Consider the following 17,332-nt stretch of genomic DNA (forward strand, 5'->3'; position numbering starts at 1 on the left):
GTCGCCCCCGCGATGTTGACGCCGGCCAGAGTCCTCGACCCCTGTGGAACCGCGGCTGAGGACCTCGTGCGTGGGCCGAATGCGCGGTGGCCGGCCCGGCGCGAGCCGCGCCCGCCCCTTGCTACCCGGGACCGGTCAGAGGCGGCTCAGCCGGTCGACTGCCTCATGCAGGACCTCGTCCCTCTTGCAGAACGCGAACCGCACGAGCGTCCGGGCAGCGTCCCGATCGTCGTGGAACACCGACACAGGGATCCCCACGACCCCGGCTCGCCCGGGCAGCTCACGACAGAACTCCAACGCGTCCTTCGCCCCCAGCGGCGCGGCGTCCGCGATGACGAAGTACGTGCCGGAAGGAACGGAGACCTCGAGGCCCGCGGAGCCGAGGCCCTTCACGAGCAGGTCCCGCTTGGCCTGCAACATCGTCGACAACGAGGCGTACACGGTGTCCGGCAGGCCCAGGGCCACGGCGACTGCGGGCTGGAAGGGCCCGGACCCGACGAAGGTCAGGAACTGCTTCACGGCCCGGACCGCAGCGACGGCCTCCGCGGGTCCGCTGACCCAGCCGACCTTCCACCCGGTCGCCGAGAAGGTCTTGCCCGCGGACGAGATCGTCAGGGTCCGTCCGGCCATGCCAGGCAGCGTGGCGACGGGGACGTGCTGGAGCCCCTCGAAGACCAGGTGCTCGTAGACCTCGTCCGTGACGATCCACGCGTCGTACTCCCTGGCCAGCGCGCACACCAGCTCGAGCTCTGCGGTCGTGAACACCTTGCCCGTCGGGTTGTGGGGGCTGTTGAGCAGCACCATCCGGGTCCGTGGGGAGAAGGCCGCGCGCAGGGACTCCTCGTCGACGGCGAAGTCCGGGAACCTGAGCACCGAGGTCCGGCGAACGGCCCCCGCCAACGCGATGGAGGCCGCATACGAGTCGTAGTACGGCTCGAAGGTCACCACCTCGTCGCCCGGTTCGCAGAGGGCGAGGATCGTCGCCGCGATGGCCTCTGTCGCTCCGACGGTGACCAGCACCTCGGAACTCGGGTCCGGGGACAGGCCGTAGAAGCGCGACTGGTGCGCGGCCACGGCGTCGAGCAGCTCGGGAACGCCCGGGCCAGGGGGGTACTGGTTGCGCCCGCCGTCGATCGCCGCCTTCGCGGCCTCCAGCATCTCCGGGGGGCCGTCCGAGTCCGGGAACCCCTGGCCCAGGTTCACGGCGCCGTGCTGGGCGGCGAGGGCCGTCATCTCGGCGAAGATCGTGGAGCCGAAGCCCTGCATGCGTCGTACCAGGGGTGAGCCCATGGGGGCAGGCTATCCGCCGCCGAGGCCGACAGCCGCGGGCCGGGGATTTCTCGATCAGCACCCCGGGCCGTACGATGGTCGACGGTCACCGTGTGCTCGCACCCGGGACCTAATTCGCGCGTCTTCTCGCCGGGTGACGAGGTTTCCTCCGAACCCGGGGCGCACCCAGGCAGTCCGTATCCCGCGCGGTCCACAGGCCGCGTGACGCGGCGGGTGCGTTGCAGGCGCCAGGCAGGACACCGCCGCCCATGGCGGAGTCCGACGAAACTGACAAACACACAAGGGAGACCACGGCATGGCCGTCGTTACCATGCGCCAGCTCCTCGAGAGCGGCGTCCACTTCGGGCACCAGACCCGTCGCTGGAACCCGAAGATGAAGCGCTTCATCATGACCGAGCGCAACGGTATCTACATCATCGACCTCCAGCAGTCGCTGACCTACATCAACAACGCCTACGAGTTCGTCAAGGAGACCGTCGCGCACGGTGGTTCCGTGCTGTTCGTCGGTACGAAGAAGCAGGCTCAGGAGCCCATCGCGGAGCAGGCGACGCGGGTCGGGATGCCTTACGTCAACCACCGCTGGCTCGGTGGCATGCTCACCAACTTCAACACGATCTCCAAGCGTCTGACGCGCCTGAAGGAGCTCGAGGAGATCGACTTCGACGACGTGGCGGGTTCCGGCCGCACGAAGAAGGAGCTCCTCATCCTCAAGCGCGAGAAGGACAAGCTGGAGAAGACCCTCGGCGGCATCCGCGACATGGCGAAGGTCCCCTCCGCCGTGTGGATCGTCGACACCAAGAAGGAGCACCTGGCCGTCGACGAGGCCCGCAAGCTCGGACTGCCGGTCATCGCCATCCTCGACACGAACTGCGACCCGGACGAGGTCGACTACAAGATCCCGGGCAACGACGACGCCATCCGCTCGGTCACCCTGCTGACCCGGGTGATCGCCGACGCCGTGGCCGACGGCCTCATCTCCCGCTCCTCCGGCAAGTCCGGCGAGCAGGCCGAGGGCGTTGTCGCCGGTGACGAGCCGCTGGCCGAGTGGGAGCGCGAGCTCCTCGGTGGGGACGCCCCGCAGACCGCGGCCGTCGCTGCCCCCGAGGCCGGCCAGACGGCCGCCGCGGACGCGGCCGACGTGACAGGCGACGCGACCGCTGCACCCGGCTCGCCGGAGGCTGCCGACCCGACTGACGCCGACGCCACAGCGGTCACCGAGAGCATCGGCACCACGCAGACTGCGACTGCCATCCCGGGCAACGAGGCGGCCCCCGCCGTCGACGCGGCGGTCAACGCCGACGCCGACAGCGCCAACGCCTGAGCCACAGACCACGTAGACAGAAAGAGCTGACAGATTCTCATGGCGAACTACACCGCCGCTGACATCAAGGCCCTGCGGGAGTCCACCGGCGCCGGCATGCTCGACGTCAAGAAGGCGCTCGACGAAGCCGACGGCGACCGCAGCAAGGCCACCGAGATCCTGCGTGTCAAGGGACTCAAGGGTGTGACGAAGCGCGAGGGTCGCACCACCTCCAACGGCCTGGTCGCCGCTCAGGCCGAGGGCGGCGTGGGCACCCTGGTCGAAGTCCTCTGCGAGACCGACTTCGTGGCGAAGGGCGACAAGTTCATCGCCCTGGCCGACCAGGTGCTGGCCCAGGCCGCCAGCTCTGGCGCGGCCGACGCCGACTCCCTGCTCAAGAGCACGCTCGAGGACGGTCGCACCGTCCAGGAGCTCCTCGACGAGGCCAACGCCACCATCGGAGAGAAGATCGAGGTCAAGCGGGTCGCCCGCGTCGAGGCCCCCGTCGTCTCCTCGTACCTGCACAAGACCAGCCCTGACCTGCCGGCGCAGATCGGTGTGCTCGTCGGAGCCGAGACGGGGGACGAGTCCGTGGTCCGCGACGTCGCCATGCACATCGCGGCGTTCGCGCCAACCGTGCTGAGCCGGGACGAGGTGGACGCGGACATCGTCGAGAACGAGCGCCGCGTCGCCGAGGCCACCGCCAAGGAGGAGGGCAAGCCGGAGGCGGCCCTGCCGAGGATCGTCGAGGGGCGCGTCAACGGCTTCTTCAAGGAGAACGTCCTGCTCGAGCAGCCCTTCGCCAAGGACGCCAAGAAGACGGTCACCAAGGTGCTCGAGGAGGCCGGTGCGAAGGTCACGTCCTTCGCCCGCTTCCGGGTGGGCAGCTGATCAGCCCCCGCTAGACCGCAGGACCCGGTATGCCGCCCGCTCACCAGAGCGGGCGGCATACCTGCGCCGGGGGCCCGGTGTTTCAGGTGCCAGATGATCAGAACGAGTCATGCCGGCGACCGGTGGACGGGCGTAGTTTCGGGCGCAGGAGGTCCCAGATGCCCATCTTCATGATCGAACGGCGGTTCGCCGACCAGCTGGACCCGACGGCGGAGGACGCCAAGAGGATCAACCTCATCAACGACGAGGAGGAGGTGAGCTGGGTGCTGTCCTTCCTCTCTGCAGACAAGCGGAAGTCGTACTGCCTCTATGAGGCCGAGTCCGCAGATGCCATCCGTCGGGCGGCCCAGCGGGCTGGTCTTCCGGCAGACGTCGTCACCGAGCTCGGTCACCGGGTGCTGCCGACCGGCTCACTGGTCGCCCCGGTCTGAGGCTGCCCCGAGTAGCCCGTGCCGCATGGCGTAGTGAGCCGCCGCAGTCCGGTTGGGTGACTGCGTCTTCATGAGGATGCTGCGCACGTGGTTGGCCGCGGTGTGTTCGCTGATCACGAGCTCGAGGGCGATGTCACGGTTGGTGCAGCCTCGGCCGATGAGGTGCAGCACATCGACCTCGCGCTCGGTGAGCCCGTCCGGTCGCTGTGACGGGACCCCGTTCGCGAGTGGACCGAGCAGACGCCGCACGCGGGCCAGGCCGTGACGGACTGCCAGCTCGCGAGCCACGCGCGCGTGCTCCTCGACCCGGGCGGACGGCGCGCGCACTCGAAGCAGGTAGGCCGCCCACTCGGCCCTCGTGGTGGCGACGTGCAGCGTCGACCCCATCCGCAGGTCCATCTCCAGAGCGAGTGAGAAGTGGTCCTCGACACCAGGGCGATGCAACGTGGCACGCAGCATGGCGACGAGCCGCTCGATGCTGCCCATCGGCGCCAGGAACTCCCCGCCGAGGAGGTTGTACCCGGCGTAGCCCTCCGTCTCGGCCAGCAGCACCTCGGCGAGACCGGGCTGGTCGAGCCAAGCGGCGGCTTCGCCCAGGAATGACAGGACTGCCGGCCAGGAGGACGACACCCGCAGCTGTTCCAGGTCGTGTGTGAGGGCCTCACGCAGCGTGGCGAGGGCGATGTCCGCCGCGCCCAGCTCGGTGGCGAGGGCCAGAAGCCCGGGTCGCCAGGCGTCGTTCAGCGGCGAGGCAGCGCCCCCCAGCAGCGCGCGGGCCGGCTCCAGACCACCTGTCTCGCGTCTGAGGATGAAGGTCTGCAGGCTGGCCGGCCCCTCGTCCTGGCGTCCCTGCCCGCCGTCGAGGGACCGAGCAAGTGCCCGGTTGCTCCGCATCGACTCCTCGGCTCCGGTGAAGTCGCAACGCATGATCCGGGCAGAGATCGCGGCGAAGTTGGCGGTCCACAACCAGTACGTGTGCTGCGTCGCTCGCACCATGTGCGCCATGTCCTCCAGCGCGCTGCGGAGGTCGTCGGGGTCCCCCAGGATGTAGGCGCACTGGGATCGGGTGGCGGCGCCCGGGCCCAGAGGCGCGACGTCGTCCCGGCGTCTGGCAATCTCGCAGAGCTCCCGCGCGAGGTCCCAACGGTCACGGGCGCGGTAGAGCCCGGTCGTGGCGTGGATCGCCGTGGACAGCACGTCAACGAGGGTGTCCTCGTCACCCGAAGCGCGTGCTCGCGCCACCGCATCCTCGCTCCGGCTGACCGCCTCGGGAAGGCGGCCGATCCATGCGAGTGCGCGCGCCAGATGGGCTTCGCCACGGATCCTGGCCAGTGCGTGCGTGGCGGGTTCGGCAGCCAACGTTTCGCTGAGCAGCTGCACCGCGCGCGGGAAGTCCACGCTGGCCTCCCAGCAGGACCTCTCGTAGGCGATCGCAGCGGTGAGTCGGATGCCGGGCTGGCCCTCGGTCGCGACCTGCTCCCCGAGAGAGCGGGCCCGGGTCATGTTGCCAGCGCCGTGGTAGCAGTGTGCAGCCGCCAGGAGCAGCCGGTCCCGGTCCTCCGGACCGGTTGCGAACGACGCGGACCGCTCGAACAGCACGGCGGCGTCGGCGTGGGCCAGTCGTGACCGCGCAGCCACTGCGGCCCCTTCGAGGTAGTGCGCGGCTTGGTCCTCGAGGCCGAGCCCTACGGCATTCGCGAAGTGGTGGGCCAGCCGTTGAACGTGCGAGCCCTCCCCGTCCGGTGCACGCTCGAGCGCGAAACCTACGCTGGCGTGCCCCGACGCCAGCTCGTAGTGGTTCATCTCGTCGAGTACCGCCTGGCGTGCCAGGGAGTGCGGGAAGCGGTGTCGGCCGGCCATACTGCGGACCGGCTCGACCAGCCCGGCTGCGGCCGCCGCTTCCAGGGCCTCGTAGACCTGGCCCACCCCGGGCCCCTGCCCGTCCGGCGTGCGGACGGCGAGGAGGGTGGTTAGCGAGAAGGTCTCGCCCACGATGGCTGCGAGGTTCACCAGCCGCCGATGGTGCGCCGGAAGAGTCGCGAGACGCCCGGCGACGAGACTGCGCAGCGACTCCGGCACCGGCAGCGGTTCTCCCGAGACGGTCGGGGACCGGTCACGGCGGCGAAGCTCGCGGCACACCTCCCCGAGCATGAAGGGGTTGCCTCCCGTGTGCGCGCGCAGGGCTGCCGCGTCCTCCACGCCGGCGTGCGGTGCGAAGCCGTCGAGGGCGGCGAGGTAGTCGGCGATCTCGGCCGTCTCGAGTCCCTGGAGCTCGAGACGCTGCACGCCGGGTACGCGGGAGAGCTCGCTGAGGTGCTGACCTAGGACCTCCGAGCGGTCAGGAGGGCTCGTCCGGTAGGTCGCCAGCAGCAGGAGCGGAAGCCGGTTGGTCTGCTCGACCACGAAGCGCAAGGCACGCAGCCCGGACTCACCGGCCCAGTGAAGGTCCTCCAGCACCAACGCGACCGGGCGACCGCGGCACGCGGCGGTGAGGGCTGAGACGACACCGCCCAACGAGGGCCGAGCTACGGCGACAGTGGTCTGCAGCGTCCCGTCGACGAGGGTGCGCAACAGCGCGGGATCGAGCGGGTCGGACGCCTGCTGCTCGAGGCTGAGCTCGCCCGACTCCACGGCGTGCAGCAGCACTCGAACCGGACCGGCGAGGGGGTCGAACGGCAGACCGAGGTCCGGCGAGCATGCGCCGGTGAGGACTCGCACACCCTGGGAGTGCAGCGCTAGGGCGGTCTCCTGCACGAGTCGGGACTTTCCCGCACCGGCCTCGCCCCCGACGAGGACGAGCTGACGGGCTCCTGCCTCGACAGCCCGCCAGGCGGCTTCGAGGGCCTCGAGCTCGGCCCGCCGTCCAACGAGGGGCGGCGTCCTCGCCGACCCGGACCACTGCGGCGGAAGCTCCGGGCCGGCCCACCCGATCACGTGTCCACGGTACCGGTGCCGATCGGCACGCCCCATGGGCATTTCTGGTCATCCGCCGCTGCGGGCAAGATGCCCGGTTCCGGTCAGGTGGTGAGGTCCTCAGCCGCGGACTCTGGTTGCAGGCCCACAACTGGTGGGCCGCCAGGACAAGGAGCCAGACCATGAACGTGCACCGCATCGCTCGCCTCACGCTGACGATCGCCACCGCGACCGTCCTCACCCTTCTCGCTGTCGGGCCTGCAGACGCGCGGCAGGACGCCGGGCCACCCACGGTCCAGATCACGTCGCCCTTCAAGAACCCCGTCCAGCGGGTCGGCACCCAGATCGTCCGTGGGGACGAGCTGTCCGGCGCCGGGGTGTCCGCACCGCTCCACCTGCCCGAGCGCTGAGGCGCTCCCGCTCCGTGCGCGGTGCACGAGTGGGAGTGCCGCGTGGCTCCTGCCACGCGGCACTCCTGCGCTCCCGTCAGCCACCTGCGGCATGATCTGCCGACGCGCACCACAGCACCAGTGGCAGGGGGCGCCCCACCCGCGAGGGTTGGTCAGAAGATGTGCACCCGGTGCTCGGGCGCCAGCCACATCCCGTCGCCCTCGCGGACCGCGAAGGCCTCGTGGAACTCGTCACAGTTGCGCACCGCGTTGGCGCGGATCTCCGTCGGTGCGTGTGGGTCTATGGCGAGCAGCCGTCTCGCCTCCTCGGGTCTGGCCTTGCCACACCAGACCTGGGCCCAGCCCAAGAAGAAGCGCTGCACCCCGCTCAGCCCGTCGAGCTCGGGGGCCTCCTGGCCCTGCGTGGCGATGCAGTAGGCGGCATACCCGATGGCCAGGCCGCCGAGGTCACCGATGTTCTCCCCGACCGTGAGGGCACCGTTCACCTTGTCCTCGGGCGCCGCCAACGGCGACAGCTCACTGAACTGCGCGATGAGAGCCCGGGTGCGCTCGTCGAACCGGGCCCGGTCGTCCTCGGTCCACCAGTCCCGCAGCGCGCCCTTGGCGTCGTAGCGGGACCCCTGGTCGTCGAAGCCGTGCCCGATCTCGTGGCCGATGACGGCGCCGATCCCTCCGTAGTTGACCGCGTCGTCGGCCTCCAGGTCGAAGAACGGCGGCTGGAGGATCCCGGCTGGGAAGACGATCTCGTTGAGCAGCGGATGGTAGTAGGCGTTCACCATCTGCGGGAGCATCATCCACTCGTCGCGGTCGATCGGACCGCCGAGCTTGGCCAGCTGTCGGTCGTGCTCGAACACGGCCGCCCGACGCACGTTCCCCACAAGGTCGTCGTCGATGGTCAGGGTGGAGTAGTCCCTCCACCGGTCCGGGTAGCCGATCTTGGGGGTGAACGACTCGAGCTTGGCCAAGGCCTGCTCGCGGGTCTGCGGACCCATCCAGTCCAGGCTCTGGAACGACCTGCGGAACGCCTCCACGAGGTTGTCGACGAGCTGCAGCATCCGCTCCTTCGCCTCCGGCGGGAAGTACTGTGCCGCGTACAGCTGCCCCACGGCCTCCCCGACGGCACCCTCGACGAGCGACACGCCGCGCTTCCAGCGATCGCGGTTCTCCGGCAGCCCCGACACGACGCGGCCCGAGAAGTCGAACTCAGCGGCCACAAGGTCGCTGCTCAGCAGAGGGGCCGAGCACTCGACGAGGTGGAACGCCAGCCACGTCCGCCAGTCGGCCAGCGGCACCTCCGCGACGAGCTGGGACAGGCCCTCGAGGAAGTCCGGCTGCCCCACGACGACCTGCTCGAACGCCTCTCGCGCACGCAGACCCTCGACATACGGCTCCCAAGGGACCTGCGGTGCAAGGGTGCAGAGCTGCTCCCAGGTGAACCGGTTGTAGCTCTTGACCGCGTCTCGAGTCGCGACGTTGTCCCAGTGGTGGGCGGCGATCCGAGTCTCCAGCGCCACGACGCGGGCGGCGGCCGAGCCCTCCTCGGTCGATCCGTCGGCAAGGCCGGTGAGGTGCAACATCTTCGAGACGTGAGGCAGGTACGCCGAACGGACGTCTTGATGGCGCTCCTCGCGGTAGTACGACTCGTCCGGCATCCCCAGGCCGGCCTGAGCCACGTACACGATGTACTCCTCGGGGGAGCGGGCGTCCGGGGCCACGCCCATGGCCAGCGGCCCGGGCACTCCCTGGCGCTGTAGCCTGCCGGCCACGCGGAACAGGTCCTCCACGGTCTCTGTGGCCGCGATGGCGCCCAGGTCGTCCTGGATCGGGCGGAGGCCGAGGGACTCGACGCGTGACTCGTCCATGAAGGAGCGGTAGAGGTCCCCGACCTGGCGGTTCGGCGACCCCTTCGGCGCGTCGGTCTCCGCGGCGGCCTGCTCCACGAGCCCGCGGACCCGCTCGTCCGACTGCTCGCGCAGGATGTCGAACGTGCCGTATCGACCACGGTCGGCCGGGATCTCGGTGTCACGCACCCAGGCGCCGTTCGCGTATCCGAAGAGGTCGTCCTGCGGGCGGACCGACTCGTCGCGGTGACCTGGGAGGATGCCGGACCTCACACGCGTCTCCTTCATGGGGGTTGATGCGGCTGGATGCGCCAACCCTGCCACGGGCGACTGACGGCCCCAACCGGCGGCGAGCAACGACGGTCACGGGCCGGACAGGAGCCACGCCATGACCGACACGCGCCCCGCCATGACGGACAGGCGCCGCGCCATCACGGACAGGAGCATGACCGAGACGGGGGGTGGGCACCGAGTGTGGAAGTATTCGGTGACCGCCCGTAGCACCAGGAGGACCTGTCGTGACATCTGCCCCCGAGCAGACCGCCCGAGCCGGCTCCCCTGCTCACCACCGGCGGGTCCTGCTCAAGCTCTCCGGCGAGGTCTTCGGTGGCGGCAAGGTCGGCCTGGCACCGGACGTCGTGCGAGGCGTGGCGCGCCAGATCGCCCGCGGGGTGGGGGAGGGCATCCAGGTCGCCGTGGTCATCGGCGGCGGCAACTTCTTCCGCGGCACCGAGCTGCAGCAGCAGGGCATGGACCGTACGCGGGCCGACTACATGGGCATGCTGGGCACTGTCATGAACTGTCTCGCGCTGCAGGACTTCCTCGAGAAGGAGGGAGTGGAGACGCGCGTCCAGACGGCGATCGCCATGGGGCAGGTGGCCGAGCCATACATCCCCCGGCGCGCGATCCGCCACCTGGAGAAGGGCAGGGTCGTGATCTTCGGTGCCGGCGCCGGGATGCCGTTCTTCTCCACGGACACCGTCTCGGCGCAGCGGGCCCTGGAGATCAAGTGCGACGCCGTGCTGATGAGCAAGAACGGGGTCGACGGCGTCTACGACTCGGACCCGCGGACGAACCCCGCCGCCAGGAAGTACGACGAGATCACCTATACGGAGGCGATGCAGAGGGGGCTGCGCGTGGTGGACACCGCGGCGTTCAGCCTGTGCATGGACAACAAGCTGCCCATGGTGGTCTTCGGCATGGAGGGGGAGGGCAACGTGGTCAAGGCACTGCGCGGTGAGAGGATCGGGACGCTGGTCACCCCCGGGTGAGGCGGCGCCTGCTCGGCGCCTCCCTCAGACTGGCCACATGACGACCGGCGTCCCCCTGTCAGGGAGCGCCCGACAAGGAGCTGGACATGATTGAAGAGACTCTTCTCGAAGCCGAGGAGAAGATGGAGAAGGCCGTCGAGGTCGCCAAGGAGGACTTCGCGGGAATCCGGACCGGCCGCGCCACCCCGGGCATGTTCAACAAGCTGCTGGTCGACTACTACGGCGCGCCCACTCCCTTGCAGCAGCTGGCGTCCTTCCAGACGCCCGAGGCCCGCACCATCCTCATCAGCCCCTTCGACAAGTCGGCGATGCACGCGATCGAGAAGACCCTGCGTGACTCCAACCTCGGAGTGAACCCCAGCAACGACGGCAACGTCATCCGCTGCGTGCTTCCCCAGCTCACCGAGGAGCGGCGCAGGGACTACATCAAGCTGGCCCGGCACAAAGGCGAGGACGCGAAGGTGTCCATCCGCAACATCCGGCGGAAGGCCAAGGACGAGCTGGACAAGCTGGTCAAGGACGGCGAGGTCGGCGAGGACGACGGCTCGCGCGGCGAGAAGGAGCTGGACGCCACCACCAAGCGGTACGTCGACACGGTCGACGAGCTGCTCAAGGGCAAGGAGGCAGAGCTCCTGGAGGTCTGAGCTCCGCCAGCACCCCTCCTCCACGAGCGACCTCCATGTCCGCCCCCCAGTCCGGCAACACCCGTCGCGAGGCCAGGCAGGCCTCGGGAAGCGCCGTCGGCCCGACGGCGGCCGAGCCGCCGGTCCGCAGTCCGTCGCGGGCAGGTCGCAACCTCCCCGCAGCGATCGGGGTCGGTCTGGGCCTAGGTGTCCTGATCGTCGCCTCGCTGGTGCTGCGCAAGGAGCTCATGCTCGGCATCGTCGTCGTGGCGATCGGCGTCGGGGTATGGGAGCTGCGGCGAGCCCTCGCCCAGGTCTCCATCCACGTGCCGCTTCTCCCCAGCCTTGTCGGCAGCGTCAGCATGATCCTGTCGGCGTATGTCGGCGGTGGAGAGGCGCTGATCGTGACGCTGGGCCTGACGTGTGTGGGGATCCTGCTGTGGCGGGTGGCCGACGGGGTGCTCGACGCGGTGCGCGACGTGGCGGGCGGCTTCTTCGTCGCGGTGTACCCCTCGTTCCTTGCGGGCTTCGCGGCCCTGATGCTGGCGGCTCCGGACGGCGCCCGCAGGGTGTTCGTGTTCATCCTCGTCGTCGTGCTCAGCGACGTGGGGGGGTATGCGGCAGGCGTGTCGTTCGGGAGGCACCCCATGGCGCCGTCGGTCAGTCCCAAGAAGTCCTGGGAGGGCTTCGCCGGCTCCGTCCTGGCCTGCGTGGTGGGTGGTGCGGTGGCCGTCGCGCTGATTCTGGACGGCCCCTGGTGGGGTGGTGCCCTGCTGGGCGCCTGTTGCGCCGTCGCCGCCACGGTGGGTGACCTCACCGAGTCGACCGTGAAGCGGGATCTCGGCATCAAGGACATGAGCACGATCCTGCCCGGCCACGGCGGGGTCATGGACCGGCTCGACTCGTTGGTCGTGGTGGCTCCGATCGCCTGGGCGCTGCTCGCTGCCGTGGTGCCCTCCGCGACGTAGGCCGTGGGCAGCCGGCCTGGTGAGCCTGGTGGACCCGGTGGACCTGAGAGAATGGGCCCATCATGAGCACCGACCTGCCCGAACCCACCACCGCCCGGCCCGTGCCGGGCCAGCTCACGTTCAGTGCCCCTCGCCGCGGGAAGCCACCGCGGCACCTCGCCGACCTCACGCCCGCAGAGCGTGCGGAAGCGGTCGAGGCGTTGGGTCACAAGCGGTTCCGCGCCAAGCAGCTCTCGACGCACTACTTCGAGCGGCTCGTGGAGGCGCCGGAGCAGATGACCGACCTGCCGAAGGCCATCCGCGACGACCTGGTCGCCGACCTCCTTCCGACTCTCCTCACCCCCCTGGTCCAGCGGACCGCTGACGACGGTGCCACGGTGAAGTCGGCCTGGAAGCTCCATGACGGCGCGATCGTCGAGTCCGTGCTGATGCGCTATCCCAAGCGGGTGACCATCTGCATCTCCAGCCAGGCTGGATGCGGCATGAACTGCCCGTTCTGCGCCACGGGCCAGGCAGGGCTCACCCGGAACATGTCTACCGCCGAGATCGTGGAGCAGGTGGTGTCGGCCGCGCGGCTGCTACGCAACGGAGGGCTCGCGAGCGCGATGGGAACCGGTGTGGGAGCCGGTGGGACAGCGGGTGCAGAAGCAGGGCTCGGTGACGAGGACGACGTCAACGCTCCGGAGGCCACCGGACCGACGCGGATCTCCAACGTCGTCTTCATGGGCATGGGGGAGGCGCTGGCCAACTACAAGGCCGCCATCGGCGCCATCCGGAGGCTGACCGACCCGGCACCGGAAGGTCTGGGGATCTCCGCCCGAGGCGTCACCATGTCCACCGTGGGGCTCGTGCCGGCCATCGACAAGCTCGCGGGGGAAGGCATCCCGGTCACCCTGGCGCTGTCGCTGCACGCACCCGACGACGAGCTGCGTGACGAACTCGTCCCCATCAACACGCGCTGGAAGGTCGACGAGGCGCTCGACAGTGCACACCGCTACTACCTCACCACGGGGCGCCGCGTGAGTATCGAATACGCCCTCATCAAGGACATCAACGACCAAGCCTGGAGGGCCGACCTGCTGGGGGAGAAGCTGGCCGCACGGGGGAGGGGCTGGGTACACGTGAACCCCATTCCGCTCAACCCGACGCCCGGCTCGAAGTGGACGGCGTCGCGACCCGGCGTCGAGCAGCAGTTCGTCGAGCGGCTGCGCGCACACGGTATTCCGACGACCATCCGGGATACCCGGGGCCAGGACATCGACGGCGCCTGCGGGCAGCTGGCCGCGGCCACCGCGTGAGCGCCGCCAACAAACTGAGCGCCGCCACAGCCTGCGCCGCCACAGCCTGGGCACGGCCACCGGTCGAGGCGCAGCCGACCGAGCCGGGTGCGACGGATGGGCGGCCGCGGTACCTCCATCCGCCTACACTCGGCAGGTGACCGCTCGCCTCCGTCTCGTGGTCGCCGCGGTAGCGCTGGCGCTCACCACGGCGTCCTGCGCCGCGACGGGCCAGGCCTCGTCCTCGTCCTCGTCACGATCTGCCGCCGGTCAGCTACCGACGGCGTCCCCCACGCGGTCGTCGGCCACGGGCAGCGCAGCTCCCGGGCACGACCACGCAGCCGCGGCGCAGGCCCCGCGGCCCATAGCTCCGCTGCGGAACGGGGAACGGCTCGTCACCGTGGCCATGCCGGCGGCATACACGCCCAAGGCCCCCACGACGCCCGGCACCGATGACTACCGTTGCTTCCTGCTCGACCCCAAGGTGACACGCGACGCGGTCATCACCGGAATGGACGTGGTACCAGGGAACCCCCACATCGTGCACCACGTCATCCTGTTCAGGGTTCCTCCGGACAAGGTGGCCCGCGCGCAGCAGGAGGACCAGCGCGTGCCCGGCCAGGGCTGGACGTGCTTCGGCGGCAGCGGTGTCGAGGGCCAGGGAGCAAGCCTGGACCAGGCGCCGTGGCTGGGTGCCTGGGCGCCCGGGGGCGGTGAGAGCCTGCTCGCGCCCGACCTGGGCATGCCCATGGCGGCGGGCTCACGGATCATCATGCAGGTCCACTACAACCTTCTCGCCGGCCATGCCCCCGACCGGAGCGCTGCCAGGATCCGGCTCGCCGCGGACAACGGCACCCGCAAGACCTTGGACACGGTCCTGCTCCCGGGCCCCGTCGAGCTGCCCTGCCGCCCGGGAAAGTCGGGGCCGCTGTGCGACCGGGACGTGGCGGTGCTCGACGTCGCGCACCGGTTCGGAGGGGAGGCCGGCGCCGTAGCGAACGCGCTGCACCTGCTCTGCGGGCCGATCCACGCCTCTGCGACGCAGACCTGCACCCGACCGGTGCTCGAGGCGGGCACCATCCGGGCGGTCGCCGGACACATGCACCTCCTCGGTCGCTCGATCAAGGTCACCGTCAACAAGGGCCGCGCCGACGAGCGGACCATTCTGAGCCTCCCGGTGTGGGACTTCGACAACCAGAGCAGCCGGCCGGTCAAGCCCGAGGTGAGGGTCAGGCCAGGAGACACGCTGTCGGTCACCTGCACGCACGACCAGAGTCTGCGTGACAGGCTGCCGGCGTTCAGCGGCCTCCCGGAGCGGTACGTCGTGTGGGGGGAGGGCACGACCGACGAGATGTGCCTGGGCATCGTGCTGCTGACCCGGCCGTAGCCGCCGCCTCGAGACTCTGCCAGAGGTGACGTCCATCCCAGAGGTGTGGTGCGTCGGAAGGAGCGTGTTGTGCGTAGCGGAAGCCCGCGGACGCCCGAGCAGGGTCGCGAGTTCGTCCTCACCGTGTCGTGTCCGGACCGACGTGGCATCGTGCACGCCGTCTCAGGCGTGATGCTCGAGCTGTGCATGACCATCTTGGACAGCCAACAGTTCGCGGACGCCACGTCGGGCGAGTTCCACCTGAGGATGCACCTCGCACGGGAGGGATCGCCGCTAGGTCTCGCGGACCTCGATGCGGCGATGGCAGATGTAGTGGGCCGGTTCGGGATGGAGTATGCGGCGCATGACCTGTCCCAGCGTCGCCGGGTCGTGGTCATGGTGAGCCGGCAGGGCCACTGCCTCAACGACCTTCTGTTCAGGGCCGAGAGCGGCACCCTGCCCGTGGAGGTGGTGGCCATCATCTCCAACCACGACGACTTCCGGCAGCTCGCCGAGTGGCATGGCGTGCCGTTCCACCACCTCCCGGTTGGCCGCGACACCAAGCCGGCCGCTGAAGCCGCTCTGCGCCGGCTGATCGCCGAGCACGCAGCGGACACGGTGGTGCTGGCCCGGTACATGCAGGTGCTGTCGGCGGACCTGTGTGCCGACTTCCCCGGCCAGATCATCAACATCCACCACTCGCTGCTTCCGAGCTTCAAGGGGGCCAAGCCGTACACGCAGGCCCATGACCGCGGTGTCAAGGTCATCGGTGCCACGGCTCACTACGTCACCGCGGACCTCGACGAGGGGCCGATCATCGAGCAGGACTTCCGGCGGGTCGACCACAGGATGAGCCCTGCCGAGCTCGCCTCCGCGGGTCAGGAGCTCGAGGCCATGGCGCTCGCCCGAGCCGTACGCTGGCACGCGGAACGCCGGGTGGTGCTGCGAGGCCGCCGCACGATCGTGTTCGACTGACGCCGCAGTGAGCGGCTTGGCGGATGAGCGCGACTGGCGCGGGGCAGCTCGGCTGACGCAGATCACCGTGGTCATCCCTTCCGACGTCCCCGGTCCCGGTCGACCGCTCGCTGCACTGCCCACAAGTAGCCCAGGGCCACCCATCGCTGTCCGCGCCACGTGAGCGGACCGCCAAGCCGCGTCCACCACGCGACCGGCCGGGAGTAGGCCCGCACCGCGGCATACACCTCCTCACCATGGCGCTCGACCAGAAATCCCTCTTCGCCACTCTCCGGATGTCCTTGCAGCGTGCCGTAGCCGAAGCCGGCCCGCGTCGGCGAGTCGAGCATCCAGACGACGCGGCACGGGACCGGCACAGGCCCCAGCCGGTTCAGCACGTCGACGCCCTCCACCGCCCGCGATCCGCTGGTCAGCGGGCGCAGGCCGGTGGCCCGCTGCGGTTCGAACGTCAGAACGGCCTCCGAGGCTCTACGGAACGCCTGGTCTCCCGATCCGAGCCGGCGACGTACCTCCAGGTGCTGGAAACCCTCGGGCAGTATCGACTCGAGCGTGAGCCCCTGAGGGGTGTAGGTGAGGTCCAAGTGGCTCAGGTCGGACAGGCGCATGGTCATCGGCCCACGTGCGCAGGGTTGCTGGGCAACGCCGAGGTGACGACCTCCGCTGCCTCTGCGACAGAGTCCACCAGGTGCACTGCCGGTCCGAGGAGCCGGTCGCGGCCCAGTGCCTGGACCACGTCCCAGACCGGGACCGCGGTCGTCCAGTACTGCCGGCCCACCAGGACCAGGGGGGAGAGGGTGGCGTCGGCCTCGGCATAGAAGAGCGGGGTGACCGCCTGGAAGATCTCCTGGACCGTGCCGGCCGCGCCTTCGAGGACCACCACGCCCGCGTTCGACCGCGAAAGGAGGCCGTCTTCCCTCACTGCGTTGGAGAAGTACTTCCCGATGCCGTCGGTGAACACGTTCGGTGGTTCGTGGCCGTAGAACCAGGTCGGGATGCCGACGCTCGTGACCTCGCTGCAGCGACGGGCTCTTCCCACCTCCTGGCGGACCTGGAGGGCCACCAAGGCCCATGCGCGCACGTCCGGCCGGAAGGAGGGAACGTCCGCGAGCCGCTCCAGGGCGGTGTCCAGCTGTCCTTCACCGGTCGCGAACGCCCCGAGGTTGGCAGCCTCCATGGCACCCGGGCCGCCGCCGGTGGCAACCACGAGGCCGGCTGCGGCGAGGGTCCGTCCCAGCCGAGCGGCGTCGGCATATGGCGCGGAGCCGCGCACGAGCGCGTGGCCGCCCATGACGCCCACGACCATCCGGTCTCCGAGGAGCTCGGTCAGGGCGTCGGTGACCGAGTCGTCGTGGATGGCCCGGAGCAGGGTTGCCAGGGCATCCCGATGGAACGTCGTGTCGCGGGACCACTCGTACGCGCGGTAGTCCGGGGTCGCTTCGTAGCCCTGGTCCGCCAGCCCGGCGTAGAGCTCATGCGGCTCGTACAGGCTGGCGCGGTACGGGTTGACTGGACAGCTGGGGTCAGTCGGGAACACCAAGGCATGGTGCATACGCAGGTGGGTATCCAGCGCCGGCGGGAGCCGGCCGCCGAGGACGACGAGCCCTTCGAGGTCGGTGCGCCCCAGGAACACGTCCTCGTATGCCGTGAGGTCGAGGTCCTGGAGCCGAAGGCCGGTGAGTGGTCGGCCGGAGGCGATCACGGCGTCCAGGTCACGCAGGCTCTCAACCTCCGGAGAGTCCTTGCCGCTCGTGGCCGCCATGCTCAGACCCTAGCCGC

At 70.0% G+C, this 17,332-nt stretch carries 15 protein-coding genes; 10 read left to right on the forward strand and 5 right to left on the reverse strand.

Annotated features, from left to right (window positions below):
* Nucleotides 1-135: 135 nt before the first annotated feature.
* On the reverse strand, nucleotides 136-1,290 hold the full coding sequence (locus PHA84_RS13540) for a pyridoxal phosphate-dependent aminotransferase (protein ID WP_270888638.1): 1,155 nt from the start codon (nucleotides 1,288-1,290) through the stop codon (nucleotides 136-138).
* Between the two features lie 295 nt (nucleotides 1,291-1,585).
* Between PHA84_RS13540 and rpsB the strand changes: the two genes are divergently transcribed.
* The 3 genes from rpsB to PHA84_RS13555 all read left to right on the forward strand — a co-directional run bounded on the left by rpsB (nucleotide 1,586) and on the right by PHA84_RS13555 (nucleotide 3,912).
* Entirely contained in the window at nucleotides 1,586-2,611 is a 1,026-nt protein-coding gene (gene rpsB / locus PHA84_RS13545; RefSeq protein ID WP_270888639.1) for a 30S ribosomal protein S2, read from the forward strand.
* A gap of 39 nt (nucleotides 2,612-2,650) precedes the next feature.
* Complete coding sequence (gene tsf, locus PHA84_RS13550; RefSeq protein WP_270888640.1) at nucleotides 2,651-3,481, forward strand: translation elongation factor Ts; 831 nt, start codon at nucleotides 2,651-2,653, stop codon at nucleotides 3,479-3,481.
* Between the two features lie 158 nt (nucleotides 3,482-3,639).
* Nucleotides 3,640-3,912, forward strand: coding sequence for a DUF4242 domain-containing protein (locus PHA84_RS13555; protein ID WP_270888641.1), 273 nt, complete (start codon nucleotides 3,640-3,642; stop codon nucleotides 3,910-3,912).
* On the opposite strand, the gene PHA84_RS13560 is transcribed toward PHA84_RS13555, so the two are convergent.
* Nucleotides 3,892-6,846: an ATP-binding protein gene (locus PHA84_RS13560; RefSeq protein ID WP_270888642.1), complete on the reverse strand. Its 2,955-nt coding sequence runs from the start codon at nucleotides 6,844-6,846 to the stop codon at nucleotides 3,892-3,894. The genes PHA84_RS13555 and PHA84_RS13560 overlap by 21 nt on opposite strands.
* Nucleotides 6,847-7,007: 161 nt before the next feature.
* On the opposite strand from PHA84_RS13560, the gene PHA84_RS13565 reads away from it, so the two are divergent.
* Entirely contained in the window at nucleotides 7,008-7,235 is a 228-nt protein-coding gene (locus PHA84_RS13565; RefSeq protein WP_270888643.1) for a hypothetical protein, read from the forward strand.
* A gap of 152 nt (nucleotides 7,236-7,387) precedes the next feature.
* Here PHA84_RS13565 and PHA84_RS13570 read toward each other — a convergent pair whose 3' ends face one another.
* Nucleotides 7,388-9,364, reverse strand: a complete 1,977-nt coding sequence (locus PHA84_RS13570; protein ID WP_270888644.1) for a M13-type metalloendopeptidase — start codon at nucleotides 9,362-9,364, stop codon at nucleotides 7,388-7,390.
* Nucleotides 9,365-9,594: 230 nt separating this feature from the next.
* On the opposite strand from PHA84_RS13570, the gene pyrH reads away from it, so the two are divergent.
* From pyrH to purU, 6 genes are all read left to right on the forward strand, one after another.
* A complete protein-coding gene (pyrH, locus tag PHA84_RS13575) occupies nucleotides 9,595-10,347 on the forward strand; it encodes a UMP kinase (protein ID WP_270888645.1) in 753 nt (250 codons plus the stop codon).
* Nucleotides 10,348-10,433: 86 nt separating this feature from the next.
* Complete coding sequence (gene frr / locus PHA84_RS13580; protein ID WP_270888646.1) at nucleotides 10,434-10,991, forward strand: ribosome recycling factor; 558 nt, start codon at nucleotides 10,434-10,436, stop codon at nucleotides 10,989-10,991.
* Nucleotides 10,992-11,026: 35 nt separating this feature from the next.
* Nucleotides 11,027-11,938: a phosphatidate cytidylyltransferase gene (locus tag PHA84_RS13585; protein WP_270888647.1), complete on the forward strand. Its 912-nt coding sequence runs from the start codon at nucleotides 11,027-11,029 to the stop codon at nucleotides 11,936-11,938.
* A 62-nt stretch (nucleotides 11,939-12,000) separates the two neighbouring features.
* Entirely contained in the window at nucleotides 12,001-13,236 is a 1,236-nt protein-coding gene (gene rlmN / locus PHA84_RS13590; RefSeq protein ID WP_270888648.1) for a 23S rRNA (adenine(2503)-C(2))-methyltransferase RlmN, read from the forward strand.
* A gap of 136 nt (nucleotides 13,237-13,372) precedes the next feature.
* Entirely contained in the window at nucleotides 13,373-14,602 is a 1,230-nt protein-coding gene (locus PHA84_RS13595) for a monooxygenase (protein WP_270888649.1), read from the forward strand.
* 69 nt (nucleotides 14,603-14,671) lie between these two features.
* The gene (purU, locus tag PHA84_RS13600) at nucleotides 14,672-15,556 is read left to right on the forward strand and encodes a formyltetrahydrofolate deformylase (RefSeq protein WP_270888650.1); all 885 of its coding nucleotides are present in this window, start codon (nucleotides 14,672-14,674) and stop codon (nucleotides 15,554-15,556) included.
* A 71-nt stretch (nucleotides 15,557-15,627) separates the two neighbouring features.
* Here purU and PHA84_RS13605 read toward each other — a convergent pair whose 3' ends face one another.
* Together PHA84_RS13605 and PHA84_RS13610 are read right to left on the reverse strand one after the other, a co-directional pair.
* Nucleotides 15,628-16,167 carry a DUF1990 family protein gene (locus PHA84_RS13605; RefSeq protein ID WP_270888651.1) on the reverse strand — a complete coding sequence of 180 codons (540 nt, stop codon included), beginning with the start codon at nucleotides 16,165-16,167 and terminating at the stop codon, nucleotides 15,628-15,630.
* Nucleotides 16,164-17,315 (reverse strand): LOG family protein, encoded by a 1,152-nt coding sequence (locus PHA84_RS13610; RefSeq protein ID WP_270888652.1) that lies wholly within the window; start codon nucleotides 17,313-17,315, stop codon nucleotides 16,164-16,166. Before PHA84_RS13610 ends, PHA84_RS13605 begins: the two co-directional genes overlap by 4 nt.
* Nucleotides 17,316-17,332: the final 17 nt, after the last annotated feature.

The organism is Pedococcus sp. 5OH_020, from assembly GCF_027812955.1.
Classification (GTDB): domain Bacteria; phylum Actinomycetota; class Actinomycetes; order Actinomycetales; family Dermatophilaceae; genus Pedococcus.